This is a genomic window from Mesorhizobium kowhaii, assembly GCF_003253745.1.
In the GTDB taxonomy this organism is placed as follows: Bacteria; Pseudomonadota; Alphaproteobacteria; order Rhizobiales; family Rhizobiaceae; genus Mesorhizobium; species Mesorhizobium kowhaii.
On sequence record NZ_MZXV01000070.1, the window covers coordinates 129,621 to 152,904 of the forward strand.

Consider the following 23,284-nt stretch of genomic DNA (forward strand, 5'->3'; position numbering starts at 1 on the left):
TATCCGGTCCCTCCAGTACACCAGCGATCTGACCTCCTCGCATCCGCAGAAACTCTTGGGGGGAAAGGGCGCAGAAATGTCCGTGGAAAAAATAGACACGCTTGTCGTCGGCGGTGGCCAGGCGGGGGTGGCTATGTCTGAGCATCTGAGCAAATGCGCGGTGCCGCATCTCGTTCTCGAGCGTGGCCGGATCGCCGAGCGCTGGCGTTCGCAGCGATGGGACTCACTCGTTGCCAATGGCCCAGCTTGGCATGACCGTTTCCCAGGCATGGAATTTCCCGTGACGGGTCCCGACGGCTTTCCCTCCAAGGAGGAGGTTGCGGACTATTTCGCCGCCTATGCAAGGCAGATCAATGCGCCGATCCGCTGCGGCGTCGAGGTCAAGCTCGTGCAAAGAAATGTCGGTCGGCCCGGGTTCCGCGTCGAGACGTCGGATGGGGTGATCGAAGCCAACAGCATCGTCGCAGCGACCGGACCTTTCCAGATCCCCGTCATCCCCGCTCTTGTCCCCGGCGATGCCGGCATTCCGCAGATTCATTCCAGCGCGTACCGCAACCCCGGACAGTTGCCAAAGGGCGCGGTGCTGGTGGTCGGGGCGGGATCGTCAGGTGTGCAGATCGCCGATGAGCTTCAGCGCTCGGGGCGGCGCGTCTACCTCTCGGTCGGCCCGCACGACCGCCCGCCACGAGCCTATCGCGGGCGCGATTTCTGCTGGTGGCTTGGCGTTCTCGGCAAATGGGACCTCGAAACCCCGGGGCCTGGCACGGAACATGTCACGATTGCGGTGAGCGGCGCGCGTGGCGGCGAAACGATTGATTTCCGTCGGCTGGCCGCGCAGGGGCTTACCCTGGTTGGCATGACGAAAACATATCAGGACGGCGTGCTGACCTTCGCGCCTGATCTGGCGAAGAACATTGCTCGCGGTGACGCCAACCTGATGTCGCTGCTGGACGAGGCCGACGCCTATGTCGCGCGCAACGGTCTCGACCTTGCGGAGGAGCCCACGGCCCGTCGGATCGACCCGGATCCCGACTGCTTGACCAACCCGATCGGCGAGCTCGATCTGGCTGGCGCCGGGATAGCGGCGATCATCTGGGCGACAGGTTTTGCCGTCGATTACAGCTGGTTGAAGGTCGATGCTTTTGACGAGAAGGGCCGGCCAAGGCATCAGCGCGGCGTCTCGATCGAGCCTGGAATCTATTTTCTCGGCCTGCCTTGGCAGTCGCGAAGAGGGTCGAGTTTCATCTGGGGTGTCTGGCATGATGCCAAGCATGTCGCAGACCGTATTTCGACGCAGCGCAAATATCTGGCCTACCATGCTGCCGCGCAGCGCGAGACAGTGGATGCCTGACCGACGCTGACGACAGCTGCCAGCCCGATCTGATGGAGACCAAGATGGTGCATACAAGAATTCGCAAGTTCAACACGAAGGACACCTATCCCGAGCAGAACCTCGACAATGATCTGTGCCAGGCGGTCGTCACGCGGGGCGGCCGGACGGTCTATCTGCGTGGCCAGTGCCCGCAGGATCTCGACACCGCCAAGAACATCGACAGCCACGATCCGGCCGAGCAGACGCACAAGGTGATGCAGAACATCAGGCAGCTCATCGAAGAGTGCGGCGGCACCATGGAGCATCTGGTCAAGGTGGTCGTCTACATCACCGACGTGCGCCATCGCGAGGCGGTCTACCGCACCATGGGCGAGTACATCAAAGGCGTGCATCCCGTTTCGACCGGTCTCGTCGTGCAGGCCCTGGCGCGGCCGGACTGGCTGGTCGAGATCGACGGCACCGCCGTAATCCCGGACTGACAATCATGACATTTTCCATTGTCGCGCGATGCAGCCGCACCGGCATGTTCGGCGTCGCGGTGTCGTCGTCCTCTCCGGCGGTGGCGGCGCGCTGCGCCTATGCGCAAGCGGGCGTGGGGGCGGTCGCCAGCCAGAACGTCACCGATCCGACACTCGGCACGAGGGGGCTCGAACTGCTGGCGCGCGGTGCTTCGGCCGCCGAGGCGGTCGCCATCCTGAATCGCACCGGCGCCTACAGCGACTACCGGCAGATACTGGCTGTCGATGCCGCCGGGACCACTTCTATCCATTCCGGACCCAAAGCGCTTGGCATCTGGGCGGAGGCGCGTGCGGACAATGTCGCCTGCGGCGGCAACATGCTGGCCCATGATGGCGTGCCGCAAGCCATGGTCGAGGCCTTCCTCGCCTCTGAAGGGCATCTCGGCGACCGCCTGATCGCGACCATGCGCGCCGGGCTGAAAGCGGGTGGCGAGGCAGGCCCGGTCCACTCCGCTGGAATGAAGCTGGTGCGCGAGGTTGCATGGCCCGTCGCGGACCTGCGCTGCGACTGGAGCGACGGCTGCCCGATCGAGGACCTGGCGGCCTTGTGGGACCGCTACAAGCCGCAACTCGATGCCTATGTGACCCGCGCGATCAATCCGTCCGACGCGCCGGGCTACGGCGTGCCGGGCGACGAGTAGCCGGCACACAGGGGGAAGGCATGCGCATGAGCGAACTCAGTCACAAGGACTGGATCTGCAAGGCATCCGCGATCCGTTTTCGCGACAGGGCATTCATCGACGGCAAGACGGTCCCCGCGCGTTCGGGCCGGACCTTCGCCAGCATCAATCCGGCCACCGGCGAAACGCTGGCCGAGGTGGCGTCGTGCGGCGAGGAAGATGTCGATCTGGCTGTTGCCGCCGCGCGGCGCAGTTTCGAGGCCGGCGTCTGGTCCCGCACGAACCCGGCGCATCGCAAGGAGGTGCTGCTGCGGCTGGCGCGGCTGCTGCGCGAAAACCTGCAGGAGCTTGCCCTGCTCGAGTCGCTCGATATGGGCAAGCTCGTCACGGATGCGGCGACGGTCGACGTCCCGGGTTCGGCGGCGATCTTCCAGTGGTATGGCGAGGCCATCGACAAGATCTATGACGAAGTGGCGCCGACCGGCGGCAGCGATCTGGTGCTGGTGCGGCGCGAGCCGCTCGGCGTAATCGGTGCCGTGGTTCCGTGGAATTTCCCGCTCGATATGGCGACCTGGAAATGCGCGCCGGCGCTGGCAGCGGGCAATTCCGTGGTGCTGAAGCCGGCGGAGCAGTCGCCTTTCTCGGCGCTCAGGCTGGCGGAACTCGCCATGGAGGCGGGCCTGCCCGCCGGTGTGCTCAATGTCGTGCCTGGCCTTGGCGAGACGGCCGGCCAGGCGCTCGGCCGCCACATGGATGTGGATTGCCTGGCCTTCACCGGATCGACCGCGGTCGGCAAGATGTTCCTGCAATATTCCGGTCAGTCGAACATGAAGCAGGTCTGGCTCGAGACAGGCGGCAAGAGCCCGAACCTTGTCTTCGCCGATTGCGGCAATCTCGATGCGGCGGCCGACATGGCGGCGTTCGGCATCTTCTTCAACCAGGGCGAGGTCTGTTCGGCCAATTCGCGCCTGCTCGTGCAACGCTCCATCAAGGATGCCTTCGTGGAGAAATTGGCTGATCGCGCGGCGGCCACCCAGCCCGGCGATCCGCTCGACCCGGCCTCGAAAATGGGCGCCATGGTCGATGCCCGCCACGCAGCCAACGTCATGCGCTTCGTCGAGGCCGGCAAGAAGACCGCGCGCCTGGTTGCCGGCGGCGATCGGGTCACGGTCAATGGTCGCGGCAGCTTCATACAGCCCACCATCTTCGACAATGTTGCCCATGACGACCCGATTGCCCGCGATGAGATATTCGGGCCGGTGCTTTCGGTCATAGCCTTCGACGATGAAGAGGAAGCTATCCGTATTGCCAATGACAGCCCGTACGGGCTGGCTGCATCGCTCTGGACCGACAGTCTTTCGCGCGCGCACCGCGTTGCCGGCCGGCTCCGCGCCGGCACGGTTTCAGTCAACACGGTCGATGCGCTGAGCCCGATGACGCCGTTCGGCGGCATCAAGCAATCCGGCTTCGGCCGCGACCTGTCGCTGCATGCGCTGGACAAGTACACCGCGCTGAAAACGACATGGATCAAATATTGAGGCAGAGCGGGCGCTTGATCGCAGCGCCCAAACCGGCAACATAGCCGCCCATGCCGCTACGCTTCACGCTGAGACAACTGGAATATTTCGTCGCCGTCGGCGAAGCCGGCTCCATTACCAAGGCGGCCGAACAGGTCAATGTTTCGCCGCCCTCGATCTCGGCGTCCATAGCGCAGCTTGAGGCCGAGTTCGGCGTCCAGCTTTTTGTGCGCAAGCATTCGCATGGCCTGTCGCTCACGGCTGGCGGGCGCGTTTTCCTCAAGGAGGCCGCCAGGCTGCTGGCCGACGCGGACGCCCTGCACGACATCGCCGGCGACATCGCCGAGAAGGTGCGCGGGCCACTGGCGGTTGGATGTCTGCTGACCTTCGCGCAGATCGTCATGCCGACCCTGCGCATGAAGTTCGAGCGCGCCTATCCCGAGGTGCGGTTCCGGCAGTTCGAACGCAATCAGGGCCAGTTGCTCGAAATGTTGCAGCGAGGCGAAATCGACGCGGCGCTGACTTACGATCTCGAACTGTCGCAGGACACGACGTTCGAACCGCTGATGCTGGTGCCGGCCTATGTCATGCTGCCGCAGGGGCACCGCTTCGCCGGCAAGGCTTCCATCACGACGGAAGAATTGGCCGACGAGCCGATGGTGCTGCTCGACCTGCCATACAGCCGCGAATATTTCCTTTCGGCCTTTCATTCACGGGGGATCCGGCCGAACATTGCAGAGCGCACCGGCGACATCGCGGTGATGCGTTCGATGGTTGCGAACGGCTTCGGTTACGGCATCGCCAACATGCGGCCGCTCAACACGCTGGCGCCAGACGGCAAGCCGCTGGTCTTCGTGCCTCTGGAGGGGGATTTGCGGCCTTTGACCATGGGGGTTGCATTGCCCAACGCCGAGCACCGCACCCAGACGGTGCAGGCATTCATCGATCATTGCCGCCGTTTCGTCGTCGAACAGGGCGTGTTCGGCAGCGGGCGGGTCGTGGAATAGCAGCGGCCTCTGTCAGGCGACCTGCAACTGTTGTCCGGCAAGCCGCCGCAGCAGATTGTCCAGCATGTCGTCGCAGCGGCGCATCTGTTCGACGCTGACGAATTCGTCCGGTCTGTGCCCTTGCGCCATCGAGCCCGGTCCGCACACGATGGTCGGCGTGCCTAGGTCGCGGCTGAACAATCCACCTTCGGTGCCGAAGGCAACCTTGATGGTATCGTTGGCGCCGGTCAACGACTTGACGAAGGCTACGGCCTGCGAATTCGCCGGCGTGTCCAGCCCCGGATAGGTGTTGGTGATATCGATGTCGATGGCAGCTTCTGGCGCGATCGCTGAAGCGGCAGTGGCAATGCGCGCCGCCGCCGCGCGCAACCCATCGAGGATTTGGTCGGGATTGTCGGCCGCGACATTGCGGATCTCGAAGTCGAGCTGGCAGAGGTTCGGCACGATGTTGAGCGCCACGCCGGCGTTGATCTTGCCGACGTGGACGGTGGTGTAGGGAATGTCGTAGTCGCCGTCGCGTACGCCATCGCGCGCCAGCCGATCCTGTTCTTGGCGCAGTGCGGAGACGAAGTCGCAGCCGAGATGAATGGCATTGAGCGCCAGCGGAGCCAGCGCCGAATGGCCTTCCCGTCCCCTGCAGATTGCGCGTGCCGCAAGCTTGCCCTTGTGGCCGGTCGCCACCTGCATATTGGTCGGCTCGCCGACGATGCACAGCAATGGCCGGTGCGGCGCCGAACGCAGCATGTCGATCAGGCTGTGCACGCCGATGCAGCCGATCTCCTCGTCGTAGGAAAGCGCCAGATGCAAGGGCATTTGCAGGCACATCTTCGAGGCCTTGAGGCAGGCCGCGAGCGCGCAGGCCACGAAACCCTTCATGTCGGCTGCGCCGCGGCCGTACAGCCTGCCGTCGCGCGCGCTCATCTCGAAAGGTGGCAGCGTCCAGTCCTGGCCGTCGATGGGGACGACATCGGTGTGGCCGGACAGCATGACGCCAGGAGCATCGGCCGGGCCGATGGTGGCGAAGAGGTTGGCCTTATGGCCGTCCGCGCTGCGGATGATCTGGCATGCAATGCCCTGTGCCGCCAGCAGGTCTGTCACGTAGCCGATGAGATCGAGGTTCGAAACACGGCTCACCGTCGGGAATGCGATCAGCTTTTCAAGGATCTGGATGCTGTCCATGCGTCGTATGTCTCATTGGCCGTGGGCGCTATCTAGCATCGCGTGGCCACGGCCTTGAAGTCGCATTTGGCTCAACAGGGATTCACCGGATGCTAATCCAGGCGGCGGGGGCTGATTAGGCGCGTCCTAATCGGCACAGAAGAAATCTGTAGTTTTCCGGCACGCGCCGCAACTTATGAGTAGGTTCACGGCATCTGCCCACTGGGCGGACCGGCTTGCGCCAAGGTTCAAAACCATCACGCATGCCGCGAGGCGACGCTGGCAGGAAGGAAGCACCATGCGTGATCCACGCTACGATATTCTGTTCGAGCCTGTGAAGATCGGTCCGCTGACCGCCAAGAACCGCTTCTACCAGGTGCCGCACTGCAATGGCGGCGGCTATCGCGATCCGTCGGCAGCGGCTGAGATGCGTCGCATCAAGTCGGAAGGTGGCTGGGGTGTCATCTTCACCGAGCAGACCGAGATGCACCACACCTCCGAGATCACGCCCTTCATCGAGCTCAGGCTGTGGGACGACGCCGATATCCCGGCGCTCGCCAGGATGGCCAAAGCCATGCATCAGCATGGCGCGCTGGCCGGCATCCAGCTCGCCTATTCCGGGATCAACGGCCCGAACCTCTACACCAAGGAAGTGCCGCGTGGACCGTCGGCCTTGCCGATCCGCACCTTCACCAACGATCCGGTTCAGGCGCGCGCCATGGACAAGCAGGATATACGCGACCTGCGCCGCTGGCACCGCAATGCCTTCAAACGCGCGAAGCTGGCGGGTTTCGACCTGGTGTGTCTCTACGGCGCGCATGGTTTCGGCATCATCCAGCACTTCCTGTCCACCGCCACCAACCAGCGCAGCGACGAATATGGCGGCTCGCTGGAAAACCGCTCGCGGCTGATGCGCGAGCTGATCGAGGAGGGTCGCGATGCCATCGGTGACACCTGCGGCCTGACACTGCGGCTGTCGCTCGACGAGATGATCGGCGAGCTTGGCTTCGCCAATTCCGAAGTGCGCGACATGATCGAGATGCATGCCGACCTGCCCGACCTCTGGGACCTGGCGCATGGCGCCTGGGAGGATTGTTCGGGGCCGTCGCGCTTCAAGGAGGAGGCCGCGCAGGAGAGCCTGGTCTCCGGCATCAAGACGCTGACGTCGAAGCCGGTCGTCGGCGTCGGTCGCTTCACCTCGCCGGATGTCATGGTCAGGATGATCAGGTCCGGTACGCTCGATTTCATCGGCTGCGCGCGCCCGTCGATTGCCGATCCCTTTCTGCCGAAGAAGGTGGAAGAGGGGCGGATCGAGGACATTCGCGAATGCATCGGCTGCAACATCTGCATCACAGGCGACATGACCATGTCGATCTCGCGCTGCACGCAGAACCCGACCTTCATGGAGGAGTGGCGCAAGGGTTGGCATCCGGAGCGGATGCAGGCCAAGGGCGACAGCGACAGCGTGCTGATCGTCGGCGCCGGCCCTGCCGGGCTGGAGGCCGCCCGCGCACTCGGCCTGCGCGGCTACCAGGTGGCCATCGCCGAAGCCGGCACCGAGCTCGGCGGTCGCGTGGCGCGCGAATGCCGCTTGCCTGGCCTCTCCGCTTGGGGCCGCGTGCGCGACTATCGCCAGTATCAGCTCAGCCAGATGTCCAATGTCGACGTCTATTTCGAAAGCCGATTGTCGGCCGAGGACATCCTGGCCTTCGGTTTTCAGAACATTGCCATCGCCACCGGCTCGATATGGCGCCGCGACGGCGTGGCGCGCGCGCATGTCGTGCCGATGCCGGTCGACCCGGCCATGCCGGTCTACACGCCGGACGACTTGATGGGCGGCAATGTGCCGACCGGCAACGTCGTGCTGTTTGACGACGACCACTACTATATGGGTGGCGTTCTGGCTGAACTGATGGCGCGCGACGGCGCCAGGGTGACGCTGGTGACGCCGTCCGCCTATGTGTCCGACTGGACCCGCAACACGCTGGAGCAAGGCGCCATCCATCGCCGGCTGGCCGAGCTCGGCGTCGAGATCGTGCTAAACCGGATCGTGACGCGCATTGTGCCGGATGGTGTTGCCACTGCCTGTGCTTATACGGGCACCCGACATGACATCGCCGCAGACGCCGTGGTGCTGGTGACGTCGCGCCAACAGGACGATGGAGTCTGGCGCGAATTGAAGGCGCGGCGGGACGAGTGGGCCGATAGCGGCATTCGCTCGATCAAGGTCATCGGCGATGCCGAGGCGCCGGGCCCGATCGCCTGGGCGACCTACGCCGGCCATCGTTTCGCTCGTGAGCTGGACGAACTCGATATCGGCGACGCGCTGCCCTTCCGGCGAGAAGTGACGGCACTGGCCGCGGAATAGAGGACGGGATCCTTAACCCAGGCTTTTGGGAGATCGTGTTGGGAAGCGCGATCTCTAGCGGAAATGACGGTATTTTTTTTACCTGCCGCGAAGATGGATCTGTGCCAGCCTGTGAAAAAAATCGACCGGTCCTATCGATAGTCCGCGAAAGGAGAAGTTTCCCGAAGTGTCCGGGGTTCGAGTCGGGAGACCGCTACATCGCAAGACCCACTATCGAAGTGGCGCTATTTTGCTATCGGAAGCTAGTTACCAAACTGCAATTTTCGACGGTCGCCGCACGTGGGAGGGCGTCCAAGCTCGAATGGGAGGAGGGGGCGGCTTGTCTGAGGCGGTCGTTCGATCGCGCGTCCGATCAACTCGAAGAGCGGAACTGCAGACCGGCGCGTCCGCTGCCCGAAGAATTAGGAATCGCCTGAATCTATAACGGCAACATCGCCTGGCTTCTTGTGTAGTGCCTTCGCAGTTCGCCTAGATTTCATACCGCGCTACGGGCGAACTTCGAAATCGAAGCGGCACGAGCTGCTCGAAAAACCATCAGCGTAGCTGGATGACCACTGGGCTGTTGCCATTCACAAAGAGACGCAGAGCCCAGCCACGGGATTTTCGGCTAATTTCTTCGCGCGTCCGTGCAGATAAAGTGCTTGCGTGCAACAACTCGGTACGTTGCAGGAGCAGGCTCTGCGCGATGCGCTCGCCCGAGCGTCCGCAGAAGCAGCGACGTAGGATTTTATGGTGGAGTTCGCTTAGCCATGCCGGGGGTCGCAAGCATAATGCTGGTCGTTGAGTTTGTCTGCGGCGCAGCAAGCGGAATTGCGCTGGGCCGCTGGGTGCCAAGTTTCAGCCTTGGCAGGATAGCCGACGGCTTGATCGGCGGCATCGGCGGTCTGCTTTTTGTATGGCCCTCCGCGCGTATTCCGGGTGTTGGGCCCCTCATCGGCCACCACGCCGATGGCCTGACGCCGACTATGTTGATCGGAGCCGGAATAGCAGGGCTGCTCGGAGGTCTCGTCCTGATTGTGCTGGCCGGTTTCGTCGGGGCACTCATAAGAGGCTGACAGCTACGAATGAAGACGACGACCGCTAACGCATTACGCTTTCCGCCTCACCGGGTGCGCCACCGCTGGTGATTGCCAGGTATTAACGAGGAGAACAATATGAGGAAATTGGCTCTTGCGCTCGCAGTCGCCTCAGCTTTGGCGGGCTGCACCAACGCGGAAAAAGGCGCTGTGATCGGAGGTGTTGGCGGTGCCGCGCTCGGAACAGCAGCTGGCGGTAACGACGTGCGAAATGCGGTCGTTGGCGGTGCAATCGGGGCCGTCGCCGGTACCTTGATCGGAGCGGCGGCCGATCGCCGCGGGTACTGTCGATACCGGGATCGGAACGGACGAATCTTCGAGGCGCGATGCAGGTGATCGCGTTTCGCTGGATGCGAACTACGCGTGACTGTTTGGCCCGCTGAGGACTCCTGGGCCGAATCTGGTCCTTCGTCATGAGGGGTCTGTGAGCGACTTCCAGGAACTCACCGCGTCAGGGCAAATGACCGAGATGTCGTTTCAATTCCGCTATCTGCGGCAAGGACCATCCCTGAACATTTGTCACCTCGATCCAGGCGTCTATGTAGTGGGCTGGCGCATAGACATGCCCATGCCCGATCGGCGCAGTCGTCGCCATAGCCATGTCGAGCGTGAGCTGCAGGAGCGTCACCACCGGGTACCACCGCAGTTCAGGCGAGACGTCTGGACCGCGCGGGGGCTTCATCCAATCCGGCTCGCGGTAGAGATCGCGATAGTCGAAGAATGTCACCGGGTCGCTCGCATACTGGAGATAGACGATTCGCATCGACCCCCAGACCGAGCCCGGCGCCGCTGCCACGCCATCCTGGTTCATGAACCGAACAATCGATCCGTCGCGAAAACGGGGAAGCCAAGCAGGCGACTCCAGATTGCGGTCCCTTGTAAACGAACGCCAAAGGCTGCTCTGGTAAGGCGGTCCGCTCCACAACGCGCCCTGGAACGGATCTCCGACCACGTCAAACAGGTCGGTTGATCGTTCGGAGTTCATCGCACCCAGACTGAGGCCGTGCAGATAGAGCCGCGGGCGGCTGTCTTTGGGAAGCCTGGTCCAATACTCGTAGACATCCCGGAAGAGGGCGCGCGCAGTGTCGGCTCCGTAATCGGGCTCCACAAGCAGCGACAGCCAGCTGGCAAGGTAGGAGTATTGTACCGCGACGCTCGCGACATCGCCGTTGTGAAGATACTCCAGGCTGTCCATCGCCGCCGGATCGATCCATCCGCTTCCGGTGGGCGTCACGACGACCAGCACCGAACGCTTGAAACCACCGACCCGTATCAGCTCCTCCAGCGCGAGCCGCGCTCTTTTTTCCGGACTATCGGCGGATCGCAGCCCGACATAGACGCGGATCGGCTGCAGCGCTTCCTTGTTGGTGAAAGCGCGTATTTCCTCGCCCGTCGGCCCTGTGGCAACGAACTCGCGCCCCGCCCGTCCCAATTCGTTCCAATCGAGCATTGAGGCGCTGCTGCCGGTCTTGTCGGGATCCGTCGGCCGTGCAGTCTCCGTTTCGATCAGCGCGTCGTATTGCCTATAGGACGAATCCGCGAGGTGAAGCGCGACACGAAACAGCACGCCGCTGGTGATCGACCAGAAAAGCGCAACCGAGACGATGACCCCGGCGACGTTCGAGACCCTCCTCGGCGCAAAGCGGCCAACTCTGGTCGACACGAAACGGATCGTCAGCTGGAAGAGCCGTGCCAGGGCGATGAGGAGAGCGAACGTCGCCAGTGCGAGCAGACCAACCTTGAGCGGATGCGCGCTTTCAACAAGGTCGACGCCCATCAGCTTCCGGATCGAGTTTTGCCATTGCGCCGCCCGCCAGAGGAAGATGCAAGCGACGAGCAAACATCCGACAGCGGCGACCACCTTTGCGGCGCGCAGGCCTCGCGGCGCCGGCAACTCCAGATAGACATAAAGCCACCGCCCGAACACGCCGATGCCATAGCCTGCGGCCAGGGCGAACCCCGAAAGCACTCCTTGGGTCAAAAAGGTCCGCGGAAGCAGCGTCGGGGTAAGCGAGGCGGCAAAGAACAGCGTGCCTAGAAGCAGGCCTCCGGTCGAGAGCGAATGCCACAGCCCGATCAGCCAATGCCGCTTCATGCAGACCTCCGGATATGTGACGGCTGTGTACCGTTAAGATGAAGTAATCGCGTGCGGTGATCCGGCGCAAGTCGAAGATTTTCTGTCGTCTCGGCTGCAATCAAAAAGGGACGGACCGCAAAGGCGTGGGATTCCGGGCTAATTTCTTCGCTGCGATAGGGACATAAAATGGCATCCCGCAATCTTGCGAGCGCATCTCGATCCCATCGAATTTCGCAGTGGAGGTCCCATGTCCGATCTGGTCGCCATAGTCTACCCCACCGAAGCCAAGGCAGAAGAGGTGCGTCAGCGCCTGTTTGCATTGCAGAAGGAATACCTCATCAACATCAGTGACGCCGTGATTGCGACCAAGACGGAAGCCGGCAATGTGAAGCTCAGTCAGATCATGAACACGACCGTCGCCGGTGCTGTGTCAGGTAGCTTCTGGGGTTTGCTCATCGGTGTCATTTTCCTCAATCCCGTCATCGGTGTGGCGATCGGCGCCGCTTCCGGAGCGCTTGGCGGCGCGCTGACCGACGTCGGAATAAACGATGCTTTCATGAAAGATCTGTCGGCCAGCCTGCAGCCGGGAAATGCCGCCTTGTTCGTGCTCGTTCACGGAATGACCGCCGACAAGGTGCTGAACGAGATCAAGGGGTTTGGTGGCGTCGTGCTCAAGACATCGCTGGACGAGACGAAGGAGCAGATCCTGCGCGATGCGCTTAGTCAGACGTCCGAGGCTGCGTAAATCGGAAGCTTCAGCCGCCGCTCTGGAATCGCGTGAGCCGATCGCCTGGCAACGTGGACAAGAACGATGGGCGTAATCGAGACTCCTGTTGTACTCACTATAGAGGTCGTCTGTGGCGCCGCGGCGGGCCTCGCTTTGGGGCGGTGGATGGATCTTGGTCTGGGCTCAAAGGTCGATGCTTTGACGGGCGCGATCGGCGGACTCGCTCTGACCTGGCTGGCCGGACAGCTGCCAGGTGTCAGCCGTTTTGTCGGAAAGGTCGAAAGCGCAGTGGATGCCACGGCGCGAGGCGTTGGCGTCCTTACCCCGGCAATCCTTGTCGGGGTTGGCATTGCGGGATTGTTAGGCGGCCTCGTCCTTACCGCGTGCATCGCCTTTGCTGTAGGCGGAGTCAGGCGTCGAGGGCGATCCGAAGGAGACGTGAGATGAAGCAGGTACAAAGCCTGTTTGCCCGCCCGAGCACGTGGTTGCTGGTCGCTGCATTGTTGTCGGCATGCACTGTCGCCGTCGATCATCCTCGTCCTGTTCCGCCGCGACCCCAGGCCTGCACCTTCCAGCATGCGCCCGTTTGCGGTCGACGCGGCGAAAGGCTGCAGACATTTGGCAACGCGTGCATGGCTCGCGCCCAAGGATTCCAGGTGGTGAGCAATGGCCAGTGTCGCATATCGCGGCCGACGCAAACGGTCGCCTGCACTCGGCAATTTGCCCCGGTTTGCGCGACTAGAAATGGACGCCTGCGCACCTTCTCCAATGCCTGCCTGGCTCGTACGGATGGCTTTCGGCTCGTTCACGCCGGCCGCTGCCGCTGAAGCAACCGGCTGCCGACGCTCGGCGATGATTGCAGGCTTCGCGCTCGATCGAGGGTAGGGCACTCACATGGCTGAACCGAGCGATCGCCCGATGGTCAACCCTCTGGTGACCGGTATTCTTGTCGGCGCCCTCTTGTACTTTGCCAGACCGATCTTCATGCCGTTTGCGTTCTCATTGTTCGTGATTGCACTTGTCTGGCCAATTCAGGTGGCATTGCAGAAGCGGATTCCACGACTATTGGCCTTGCTGATTACGCTGCTGCTTACAATCACAGTTATCGTGGTCGTGGGTTCCGCGGTTGTCTGGGGGTTCAGCAAGCTTGCGCAATGGCTGTTCTACAACAGTGATCGACTGCAGACGATCTACGCCGACTGGACAACGTGGTTAGAAGGCCATGGGATAGCGATCGTCGGTCCTATCGAGGAACGTTTCAACGTGACCTGGCTCATCGGCGTTACCCAGGGCCTGATCGGTCGATTGAACAGTACAGCTGGCCTTACCCTGCTTACCTGCATATTTGTAATGCTTGGCTTGCTGGAAGCCGAAGATTTTCGGTATCGCCTCTGCTTGCCTTCGGCTCAGCCATATGGCGAGTTGCTTCTGCAGATTTGCGGCGAAATCGGCAGCAAGGTTCGCCGCTTCATGATTGTTCGCAGTATCGCATCCATGCTCACTGGCGTTGTGGTCTGGATGTTCGCGCTCGTTGCCGGACTTGAGCTCGCAACGGCTTGGGGAGCAATAGCTTTTGCACTGAACTATATTCCTTTCATTGGACCGCTGATGGCGACGATTTTTCCGACCCTGTTCGCCATCGCGCAGTCCGGCTCCTGGCAATTGGCGCTGGTCGTTTTCATCGGTTTGAACGTCATCCAATTCATGATCGGCAGCTATATCGAGCCGTCGCTCACGGGCGCCTCGCTGGCGATATCGCCTTTCGCCGTTGTGTTCGCCGTGTTCTTCTGGAGTTTCATGTGGGGTCTGCCCGGAGCTTTTATTGGTGTGCCAATTCTGATCGTTATCGTCACCTATTGCGCGCACGAACCGGCGACACACTGGATTGCAGCGTTGCTGTCCGGAGGTCATCGCGAATTTGGTTTGCCTCAGGATGATTAACCACAATGGATGAATCGTCAGCATCAAAAAATCTCACACTACCTTGAGCTGTAGGCCGGGATGAGTTAAATTGCGCACTTGCGGGAAGATGTTCTTGGAGGAAGGATATCTCTGATGGTTTTGCTGTCAGATGCGCATAGCGATCGTGCGAAGAACATTATATATTTTGCGTCGCTAATATATCGAAACATTCATTGCTGCGATATAGGACGGAGATCGGAGGGTTCGTCGAGGTCGCCGTCGTGACCGCAAATGTAGCGCGGACGACGCCCGTCGCCTTGGCGGAACATATGGCCCCAGCAACAGCTGTTCGCGCCACAATTGAGCCGCCGCCGGTCGTCCCGGGACATGTTTCGGTCCCCCGCTTCGAATTCTCAACCCGGGAACTCCCCCCGGGGGATCAGTTTGCGGCCTGGCGCCACAGTTTCGCGGCTATGCTCGACTTTGCCGAGCCGGACGAAACGAGCGCGGGGTTTGCCGGCACGCAGGTCGTCTGGGATCTCGGCGACCTTGCCTTGGCACAGGTCAGTACCAAGGGCTTGGGTTTTGCCGGCCTGGCCGGACATATCCGCCGAAATCCAATCGACCACTGGCTGCTAACCCTGCTCAGCGAAGGCAGCTCGCAGACGACTACTCCATCCCGTTCATTCGACGGCGGCGCCGGATCGGTGCAGGTGCATCCGCTTGGACGGGCGTTCGAGGGGCATGTCACAGACAGCGAAATGCTGTTGCTGTTTGTACCCCGCGACTTCTACCGCGACATGGCCTATGTTCTCGACGCCGCCGAGTTCTCCGCGCTCGATCGAGGCATGGGGCGGCTGCTTGCCGACTATCTCACGAGCCTTGCCCTGCGGCTTCCAACATTGGACGTCACTGACGTTCCTGGGCTGGTAGCTGCCACTCGAGCGATGATCCTTGCCTGCTTCGCGCCCTCTCCCGAAAATCTCGGCGAGGCGCACGAGCCGATCACCGCTGCCATGCTCGAGCGCGCCCGTTGCTTCGTGCAAGCGCATCTCTTCGATCCATATCTGGATGCCAAGGCATTGCGCCACGAACTCGGGATATCCCGTTCGCGGCTCTACCGCCTCTTTGAGACGTCGGGAGGGGTCATGCACTACATCCAGCACCGGCGCCTCCTGGCCGCCCGAGCAGCACTCGCCGACCCAACCGACCATCGCCGAATTCTTGATATCGGGGAGGAGCACGGTTTCGGTGACGGAGCGGAGTTCAGCCGCGCCTTCAAACGCGAGTTCGGATGCCGCCCGAGCGATGTGCGAGAGGGGATCAACAACGGTCGATCGAACTGGCAGACCGACGACGAGCAGAACGCTGCTCCTGGCGAACGATTGGGCCTGCTGCTTCGCCGGCTACAGGCATGACCACAGACCATTCAGGACGCGGGTGGCGGCAAGTTCGACAGCGGAAATAGGCTTGTGTCCAGATTTGACCTTACGAGGCTGGCGGCGACACCATCATTTCCGCGTGGCAATTGGCGCAGCGCGCGCTCGTCTCGACAATCTCCGCCTCGCTCGCGCGCAGCTCCCGGCGGCATTTCGGGCAAGTGAGGCCTGCTGGCGTCTCCGCAAAATCAAACTGCGGGCCGACATAAGCGCAGAGCATGTGATGAACGACCGGGGAAAATACCAGGCGAGCAGCCCCGCACTCCGGACAAACCGACTGATCCGCCTCGATCTGCATTGGGTTGCGCGCCTCCGACGTGACAGTTAGCGAAGCCCGAGAAAATCAACTAGCGCGGCGGCTGCGCGGGCGGCGACACCTGTATAGTACATGTGGACGTCGACGGTGGCGTTTAAGGCAGGCGTCACCGCGCCCGGACTGAATCGGACGCGTGCGATCTGCGCCGACTGACCAACGGGCTGACCAACAGTCCGCTCCGCGCCGAGCACGTCGGAGACCGGCAAAATCTCGGCGATCACGCCCAAGATTCGCCTATTGCCGAACAGCACGAAGACGTCGTCGCCCACTGTCGGATCGACCAAGCGATGGTTTGGAACGTACCAGTCGACGTAGATGTCCGTCGTATCGTAAATTTCGGCAATGGCAGTGCCCGCCACCAGCGACTGCCCGATGCGCGCGAAGCGCCGCGACACGATGCCGGCGATCGGCGCGACAACCCGGCCATCGGCGAACTCACGCTCGGTCTGGTCGAGGTGCTGCTGCAGCCGCTGACGGAATGCGCTCAAGGATTCGATCTGGACGGAAGCCTCCGCGGCTTCCGCCTCCTGCGAGGCGACGGCTTTGAGCGCCTGCGCGCGCTCTCTGAGAACCTCGATCTGGAAGGAGAGGCTCACGCTCGCGGACGAAGGGGCAGCTTCGAGGCGTTTCACCGCCTCCTCAGTGAGTCGCAGGTAGGAGCGCGTCGCATCAAGAGAGTCCCGCGCGACACGCGCCCTAATCCGCAGCTCGGCCTCGCGGCCTGCAAGGTCGGCCAGCGCGCGCATGTAGGTCGCGACGATCTCGTCCTGTTGCGGCGAGCGGACTTGCGCAATCTCGTCGCCGGCGCTGATCTTGTCGCCAGGCGCCACATGAGTGTCGGTGACCTGCACAACATAGGGGAGCGACACCAGCTGTCGGGGCGCCGAGACGATGCCGGGTCCGCCGAGAAAGACGAGTGGCGCGCCGAAATAAACGATGACGACGGCGAGTAATCCGAAGACGCCCGTGCCGTAGACCATGCGAACGAACCGTCCGGCCGTGCGCCGGCGGCTCTCGATCGGATCGGGAACATTGGGATCAAGGCGGTTGAGCCCGATGCTCATCTGTTTCGTCTCAGCCCCGGCCGCTCAAGAGCGCTCGGCGAACGCGCGGCGGCACGAAGTCGTCATGCCGTGAAGTAGCGAACAAGATTTCGGCGGAGTAGGTCACGAACCGCGCGCACTTCATGACGATACCCTGGTAGAGCGGGAAGATCAGCGCGACCGAGAAGCTAAAGAAACTGGCGGATCTGTTAAACAAAGCGAAGGCGAGCGCAACATTGAACAGCGATATGACAAGCATGAGTACATAGACGGCCCCAAGAAAAAGCGTCGCATTCCCGCCAAACACCGCGACAATGTAAATCAAATAAAATGGAAACATGAGTGTAGGAATCAAGTCGAGGACGATAAAGTCCAGTCTTTGAAGCGTATCCGGCAGCCGTTCACGCGGGTGGAACAGACTGAATTCGCCATACATCATGAAGCGGATTCGCAAGGCGTCCCGATCCCAGCGCGCCCGTTGCCGCAACAGACTGACGGGGTTGTCCGGAACGGCTGTGGTTGCCCAGGCATCCGGCACGAAGCGGACAGCATGGCCCAAGCGGCGCAGGCGCAGGGTGAATTCCAGATCCTCGCCGGGACCGACATCGAGCCCGCCTCGCCGCATGAAGACGTCGCGCCGGTACATCGAGCAGGCCCCGGAGCAGCACGCGATGGCCTCGATCATATCGAGGAAAGAACGTCCCGCGGACAGCGACATCAGATACTCGACGCTCTGAAGCCCGGTCGTCAGCGTGTCGCGCTCATTGGTGACGTCGATGTTGCAACTCGCGGCGGCCACGCGCGGATCGCGTAAAACACCGGCCATCCGCGCCAACGTCGTCGGATCGAAGGTCGTATCCGAGTCCGCGGTCAGCAGCAGATCGCCGCGGGCGAATCGCGCCGCCGCGTTCACGGCCGCGCTGCGGCCGCAGCGCGTGCCGTGGCAGATGACCATATCCACCTCGCCGCGCGCGCGAGCACGTTCAGCGATCGCGCGGGTCGCATCGGTGGACCCGTCATCGACGACGATGATCTCGAGCGGCGGCAAGGTCTGCCGGCGCAGTGAAGCGATCGAGCGGTCGAGCCCGGCGGCGCCGTTGAAGGCCGGCAGGATGACGCTGACTGAAGCGCCGCCGGGCGGCGTGCGGCTATGGCTGGGCCCTCTCAGCATGATGAGCAGAGCAAGCGAGATCAAAGACAACGTGTAGCGGGGAATGTCGAAGATCAGCGCCGCAAACATCAGCGAGAACAAGTTCGTTCCGGCTAGATGCTGCGCCAACTCGAACACGCGGACCCCTACGCTGTTCTGGCCGCTGGCAGCCATCCGTATGTCAGCCAGGCAATGCCATGCGAGATGAGGTCAATACCGAGCAAAAGTCCAAGCACCCAAAGACCGGTCGTGGGCCATCCAGTGAGGATGACAAGGCCAGCCAGAACTCCGAATGCTCCGGACAGAACCATTGTCCAGCCGACATTGCTCCAATGCTTGATGCCGACAAAAAGGCGCACGATGCCGGAGGCCACGAGCAGCAGTCCGAGGATGTAAGTCAGGACCAAGGCGCCGGAGACGGGTTGATTCAAGACCGTCGCGCCGAAAATGATATACAGCATGCCAAGGACGAACTGCCATACGAAGCCGCCCCATCCCTTCATCCAGAAGGCGTGCATCATTTCGAACGCACCCACGACAATGGCGGTGACACCAATGACTATCGCGCTGATCATGGTGGCCAGTGCTATGTCGCCCAAGACGAACACTCCCGCAACAATCAGCATAAGGCCAAGCAGGAGACGAACCGACGTGGGCGGCACGGTCGATGCTGTTCCATTCTCATAGGCGGTCATAGCTTCCTCCTCGATTGAGGGACTAACTCATCATCGGTGGTTCCATTTCTGCTTTCGGTCGTGGAAGAGCCCCATTCCGCCATGCGCTGGATCACCGCGAACAGGGTCGGGATGATAAAGAGGCCGATCGTTGTTGCGGCCAACATGCCGCCAAAGATTGTGACGCCCACCGCCTGGCGAGCGCCAGCGCCGGCGCCAGTGGACACCGCCAAGGGCACAATGCCCAAAATGAAGGACAGAGCCGTCATCATCACGGCGCGGAAGCGCTGCTCGGCACCGAGCCTTGCTGCCTCAGCGATCGGCCGCCCCTCCTCACGGCGCTCCTTGGCGAATTCGACGATCAGGATGGCGTTCTTGGACGCCAGCCCGATGAGAAGCACGATGGCGATCTGCGCGTAGAGGCTGTTTTGCAGTCCGAAAAGCGTGAGCGCCGCGGTCGCGCCGAACAAGGCGGCTCCGAGCGACACGATGACGGCGATGGGCAGGGTCCAGCTCTCGTACTGCGCTACCAGGAACAGATAGGCGAACAGAAAGGCCAGTCCGAAGATGATGGTCTCCTGTCCGCTGCTGCGCCGCTCCTGGAAGGACAGGCCGGACCATTCGTACCCATAGCCGGCCGGCAGCGCCTTAGCCGCCACGCGTTCGATAGCGTCCATCGCCGCTCCGGAACTGCCGCCAGGCGCGACCTGCCCGTTGATCGGTGCCGATACCGAGAGGTTGTAGCGGGAGATGACGAAGGGCGCGAGGACGGTGCTGGTCGACACCACCGCCCTGAGCGGCACCATTGCACCCGCCCGGCTGCGCACATGGAGATTGAGGATATCCTCGGCGTCCCCGCGATGCTCGGCGTCAGCCTGGAGATTAACCTGGAAGACCCGCCCCTGCAGCGTGAAGTCATTCACGTAGCGCGACCCGAAGCTGGCGCCGATCGTCGAATAGATATCGGACACACTCACGCCAAGCGCTTCGGCGCGGGTCCGGTCGACATCGACGTAAATCTGCGGCACATCGGCGCTGAAGGTTGTCGCCACGCCACCGATTTCCGGCGCCTGGTTGATCGCCGCAACGAATCCGCGCACCACCTCCGCAATCTCCTCCGGCGACTGCCCCTGCAACGCCTGGAGGCGCAGGTCGAGTCCGCCGACCGCGCCGATTCCGGAAATGGCTGGCGGCGAAAAGACAGCGACATTTGCGCCCGCAATGGTCGAGAACTGCGCGCGCAATCTTGCAAGCATGGCGTCCAGCCGCAGGTCCGGCGTGTTGCGCTGGTCCCAGGGATCCAGCGCCGCGACCACCATCGCTCCGTTGGGAGATTGCGTCCCCTGCACGATGCTGAAGCCGGCGACCGAAATGACGTTCTCGACGCCTTTCGTCGCCGAGAGCGTCTTTTGAACCTCGCCCACAATAGCCCGCGTGCGATCGAGCGAGGCGGCGTTCGGAAGCTGGATATCCACAAACAGGGCACCTTGGTCCTCGTCCGGGAGAAAGGTGGCGGGCAGGCTGCCGAGCAGCAGGTAGGCGCCCAGGAAGCAGGCGGCGAGCGCGGCGAGAGGTATGATCCACAGCCGCACCAGGAACCCGACCACCCGCCCATACCAGACGCGCGTCGCATCCAGGAGGCGCGCGAACCAGCCGAGTGGACCGCGCCGGTATCCGCGCTGTCCGCGTCTCAGCAGGATCGCGCTGAGTGCGGGGCTGAGCGTCAGACCGACAAATGACGAGAGAACCAGCGCCGCCGACAACGTGATCGCGAACTGACGGTAGAGCTGCCCGCTTATGCCCGAGAGAAAAGCTGTCGGGGTCACCACGGCGAGGAGCACGAGCGTGGTGGAAATGATCGGCCCGGTGATCTGCCCCATTGCCTTGCGAGCCGCCGCCGCCGTTTCGATCGTGGGGTCGTCCTCCATGACATGCTTGACATTCTCGACGACAAGGATCGCGTCATCCGCGACCAGTCCGATGGCCAGCACCAGGGCGAGCAGCGAGATCGAGTTTATCGAGTATCCAAACGCCAGCAGGACGGCGATGGCGCCCAGCATCGAGACGGGCATGGCCAGTGCCGAAACCAAGGTGGCGCGCCAGTCCTGCAGGAACAGGTATGTGACGACGAGCACGATGAGGAAAGCCTCGCCCAGGATACGCGCGATCAGCGAAAGGCTCGTCCGGACGAAACGCGTTGCATCGTAGACGACCTGGTATTGGAGGCCGGGCGGGAACCCGGATGAAAGGCGCTGGAGCTCGGCGAGCACGGCATTGGCGGTCTGGATGGCGTTGGCCCCAGGCGCCTGGTTTATCTGCAACATCGCCGTTTCGTGCCCAGCGAAGCTCGCGCTCGATGAGTAATTCCGGGCGCCGAGTTCGATGCGGGCGATGTCGCGCAGCCGTACGATCGCTCCGGCCTCCCCGGTGCGCACGACGATGTCGCCGAATTCATCCGTGCTCATGAGCCGGCCGCGGGCCACAAGCGTATATTGTAGCTCGGTGCCTTCCCGCGCCGGCGGGGCGCCGGCCTGGCCGAGCGAGGCCTGGATGTTCTGCCGCTGGATGGCAGCCGCCACGTCATCGGCGGTTATGCCGAGCGCATCCATGCGCGCCGGATTTATCCATACACGCACGAGTATTCGGACGCGCCGACGACGGAAGCCTCGCCGACGCCCGCGACGCGCGAGATCGCATCGGCGATTGTCGTCGAGGTGAAATTGGTGATCTGCAGCACGTCGAGCTTGCTGTCAGGAGAATAGAAGGCAATGCCGAGCACGAAGTCGGGCGAGCGCGACCGCACCGACACGCCTTGCTGGGTTACCGCGGCCGGCAACTGGGAAATCGCCAGTTGCGCCCTGTTCTGCACATTGACCTGCGCAATGTCAGGATTTGTCCCCACTTCGAACGTCACGGACAGCGAATATTGCCCGGCATTCGAACTCGTCGACGACATGTACATCATATTGGGGACGCCATTGATGGCTGTCTCCAGGGGCCCACCGACGACATCGGCAATCACTTCCGCGCTGGCGCCGGGATAGATGGCGGACACCGTGACCGTCGGCGGCGTGATCTCAGGGTATTGCTGCACCGGCAGCGAAAAGATGGCGATCGTGCCGGCAATCGAAATGACGATTGAAATGACGATCGCCAGCCGGGTCCGGGTGATGAAGAGATCGGAAATCATGAGCCGCCGCCGACCGGCTGGCCTTCGCTCGGCTGAACCGTCATGCCTTCGGCAAGACGCTGGATTCCCTGGACGACGACCTGCTCGCCTCCATTCAAGCCGGTGTTGACCGCCCATCCATTGCCAACGCGTGCGCCGGTATCGATGCGCCGTTGCGAGACGATATTGTTCTTGCCTAGCAGATAGACAAAGCGCCCCTCGCGATCCTGCAGCACCGCCGCCTGGGGCACCACCGGCAAGCTGGGCGCGTCTTTCTCCTGCACGTAGAGGGTGACGAACTGTCCCGGCAGAAGGATGTGACGAGGATTGGGGAAAACTGCGCGGACCGCGACCGTCCCGGTCTGCGGGTCGATCTCGTTCTCGATAAATTCGATTCGACCGGGCGTGTCGTAGTCCGTCCCGTTGGCAAGACGCAGCGAAAGTTTCAGCGTATTTGGATCGAGGTTGCTGCCGCTCGCCTCCTGTTGCCGGATCGTCACAAGCAACCCCTCCTTCACGGCGAAAGCGACGCGGACAGTGTCCAGGCCGACTATTCGTGCCAGCGAGCCGGAATCCGATCCGACCAGATTGCCCGTCGTGAACGTCGCGCGGCCGATGTTGCCGGAGATCGGTGCTGTGATATGAGCATAGGACAAGTTGAGTTCGGCAGTAGCCAGGGCCGCCTGAGCAACCTGCACATCGGCGGCAGCGACATCGAATGCGGCCTGAACCTCGTCCAGGGCGGCCTGCGAGACCGTTCTTCGGGCGAACAAGTCCCGGTTGCGCGCCAGGGTCCGTTCGGCCGATATTCGCGTTGCCTCGGCACGCGCCACCTGGGCCCGCGCCGACGCGACCAGAGCATCGAGCTGATCCGGCTCGATTTCAAACAGTGCGTCCCCAGCCGTTACCGCTTGCCCATCCTTGAATTTGACAGAGTGCAGAAAGCCGGTGACGCGCGCCCGGATGTCGACTGCTTCGATCGCTTCCACACGACCAGTAAATTGCGCGGGACTGCTGACCTGCTGAACCTTGATCTGTTCGATGACCACAGCAGGCGGCGGAAGTCCCTGCCTCGCTCCAGGCTGCTGGGCGAAGGAAGTCGAACTGAGGTAAGGCGTCGCGGCGCCCGCCAAACAAGCAATCATCAGGCAAGCACAAGAGAAATGTCTGATCATCTCGGCTTCTCAACC

18 protein-coding genes and 1 pseudogene are annotated in these 23,284 nt (G+C 62.4%); 11 read left to right on the top strand and 8 right to left on the bottom strand.

The features are described 5' to 3' along the window. Positions 1-76 precede the first annotated feature (76 nt). Genes B5V02_RS31615 through B5V02_RS31635 form a run of 5 tightly spaced genes read left to right on the top strand, consistent with a single transcriptional unit; the run spans position 77 to position 4,995 of the window. Positions 77-1,351 (top strand): flavin-containing monooxygenase, encoded by a 1,275-nt coding sequence (locus B5V02_RS31615; RefSeq protein ID WP_111547925.1) that lies wholly within the window; start codon positions 77-79, stop codon positions 1,349-1,351. Between the two features lie 44 nt (positions 1,352-1,395). After that, positions 1,396-1,812, top strand: coding sequence for a RidA family protein (locus B5V02_RS31620; RefSeq protein ID WP_111548058.1), 417 nt, complete (start codon positions 1,396-1,398; stop codon positions 1,810-1,812). Positions 1,813-1,817: 5 nt separating this feature from the next. Then, positions 1,818-2,492, top strand: a complete 675-nt coding sequence (locus B5V02_RS31625) for a DUF1028 domain-containing protein (RefSeq protein ID WP_111547926.1) — start codon at positions 1,818-1,820, stop codon at positions 2,490-2,492. 26 nt (positions 2,493-2,518) lie between these two features. Then, positions 2,519-4,009 carry an aldehyde dehydrogenase gene (locus tag B5V02_RS31630; protein ID WP_111547927.1) on the top strand — a complete coding sequence of 497 codons (1,491 nt, stop codon included), beginning with the start codon at positions 2,519-2,521 and terminating at the stop codon, positions 4,007-4,009. Positions 4,010-4,059: 50 nt separating this feature from the next. Continuing rightward, on the top strand, positions 4,060-4,995 hold the full coding sequence (locus B5V02_RS31635; RefSeq protein ID WP_111547928.1) for a LysR family transcriptional regulator: 936 nt from the start codon (positions 4,060-4,062) through the stop codon (positions 4,993-4,995). 12 nt (positions 4,996-5,007) lie between these two features. Here the strand turns inward: B5V02_RS31635 and argE are convergent, their stop codons facing one another. Beyond that, positions 5,008-6,174, bottom strand: a complete 1,167-nt coding sequence (argE, locus tag B5V02_RS31640) for an acetylornithine deacetylase (RefSeq protein WP_111547929.1) — start codon at positions 6,172-6,174, stop codon at positions 5,008-5,010. 277 nt (positions 6,175-6,451) lie between these two features. On the opposite strand from argE, the gene B5V02_RS31645 reads away from it, so the two are divergent. The 3 genes from B5V02_RS31645 (at position 6,452) to B5V02_RS31655 (ending at position 9,933) form a co-directional block, all read left to right on the top strand. Next, positions 6,452-8,521, top strand: a complete 2,070-nt coding sequence (locus B5V02_RS31645; RefSeq protein ID WP_111548059.1) for an oxidoreductase — start codon at positions 6,452-6,454, stop codon at positions 8,519-8,521. Positions 8,522-9,291: 770 nt separating this feature from the next. Then, on the top strand, positions 9,292-9,576 hold the full coding sequence (locus B5V02_RS31650) for a hypothetical protein (RefSeq protein WP_146606189.1): 285 nt from the start codon (positions 9,292-9,294) through the stop codon (positions 9,574-9,576). A gap of 99 nt (positions 9,577-9,675) precedes the next feature. Continuing rightward, the gene (locus B5V02_RS31655; RefSeq protein WP_111547931.1) at positions 9,676-9,933 is read left to right on the top strand and encodes a glycine zipper domain-containing protein; all 258 of its coding nucleotides are present in this window, start codon (positions 9,676-9,678) and stop codon (positions 9,931-9,933) included. A gap of 115 nt (positions 9,934-10,048) precedes the next feature. Here B5V02_RS31655 and B5V02_RS31660 read toward each other — a convergent pair whose 3' ends face one another. Beyond that, positions 10,049-11,692, bottom strand: coding sequence for an alpha/beta hydrolase (locus B5V02_RS31660; RefSeq protein ID WP_111547932.1), 1,644 nt, complete (start codon positions 11,690-11,692; stop codon positions 10,049-10,051). 229 nt (positions 11,693-11,921) lie between these two features. Between B5V02_RS31660 and B5V02_RS31665 the strand changes: the two genes are divergently transcribed. The 3 genes from B5V02_RS31665 (at position 11,922) to B5V02_RS31685 (ending at position 15,721) form a co-directional block, all read left to right on the top strand. After that, a complete protein-coding gene (locus B5V02_RS31665; protein WP_111547933.1) occupies positions 11,922-12,419 on the top strand; it encodes a DUF1269 domain-containing protein in 498 nt (165 codons plus the stop codon). An 876-nt stretch (positions 12,420-13,295) separates the two neighbouring features. After that, positions 13,296-14,342 carry an AI-2E family transporter gene (locus tag B5V02_RS31680; RefSeq protein ID WP_245446327.1) on the top strand — a complete coding sequence of 349 codons (1,047 nt, stop codon included), beginning with the start codon at positions 13,296-13,298 and terminating at the stop codon, positions 14,340-14,342. A 434-nt stretch (positions 14,343-14,776) separates the two neighbouring features. After that, positions 14,777-15,721, top strand: coding sequence for a helix-turn-helix domain-containing protein (locus B5V02_RS31685; RefSeq protein ID WP_111547936.1), 945 nt, complete (start codon positions 14,777-14,779; stop codon positions 15,719-15,721). Positions 15,722-15,791: 70 nt separating this feature from the next. Here the strand turns inward: B5V02_RS31685 and B5V02_RS40265 are convergent, their stop codons facing one another. From B5V02_RS40265 to B5V02_RS31710, 6 genes and pseudogenes are all read right to left on the bottom strand, one after another. After that, positions 15,792-16,040, bottom strand: a complete 249-nt coding sequence (locus B5V02_RS40265; RefSeq protein WP_146606190.1) for a TackOD1 domain-containing metal-binding protein — start codon at positions 16,038-16,040, stop codon at positions 15,792-15,794. A gap of 26 nt (positions 16,041-16,066) precedes the next feature. Beyond that, positions 16,067-17,122 (bottom strand): HlyD family secretion protein, encoded by a 1,056-nt coding sequence (locus B5V02_RS31690; RefSeq protein ID WP_111547937.1) that lies wholly within the window; start codon positions 17,120-17,122, stop codon positions 16,067-16,069. A 10-nt stretch (positions 17,123-17,132) separates the two neighbouring features. Next, positions 17,133-18,425 carry a glycosyltransferase family 2 protein gene (locus B5V02_RS31695; RefSeq protein WP_111547938.1) on the bottom strand — a complete coding sequence of 431 codons (1,293 nt, stop codon included), beginning with the start codon at positions 18,423-18,425 and terminating at the stop codon, positions 17,133-17,135. After that, entirely contained in the window at positions 18,398-18,946 is a 549-nt protein-coding gene (locus B5V02_RS31700) for an HdeD family acid-resistance protein (protein ID WP_111547939.1), read from the bottom strand. Before B5V02_RS31700 ends, B5V02_RS31695 begins: the two co-directional genes overlap by 28 nt. Beyond that, a pseudogene (locus tag B5V02_RS31705) lies at positions 18,943-22,115 on the bottom strand (efflux RND transporter permease subunit). The gene B5V02_RS31700 and the pseudogene B5V02_RS31705 overlap by 4 nt, the downstream one beginning before the upstream one ends. Beyond that, positions 22,112-23,269 (bottom strand): efflux RND transporter periplasmic adaptor subunit, encoded by a 1,158-nt coding sequence (locus tag B5V02_RS31710; protein WP_111547940.1) that lies wholly within the window; start codon positions 23,267-23,269, stop codon positions 22,112-22,114. Before B5V02_RS31710 ends, B5V02_RS31705 begins: the two are co-directional and overlap by 4 nt. Positions 23,270-23,284 lie beyond the last annotated feature (15 nt).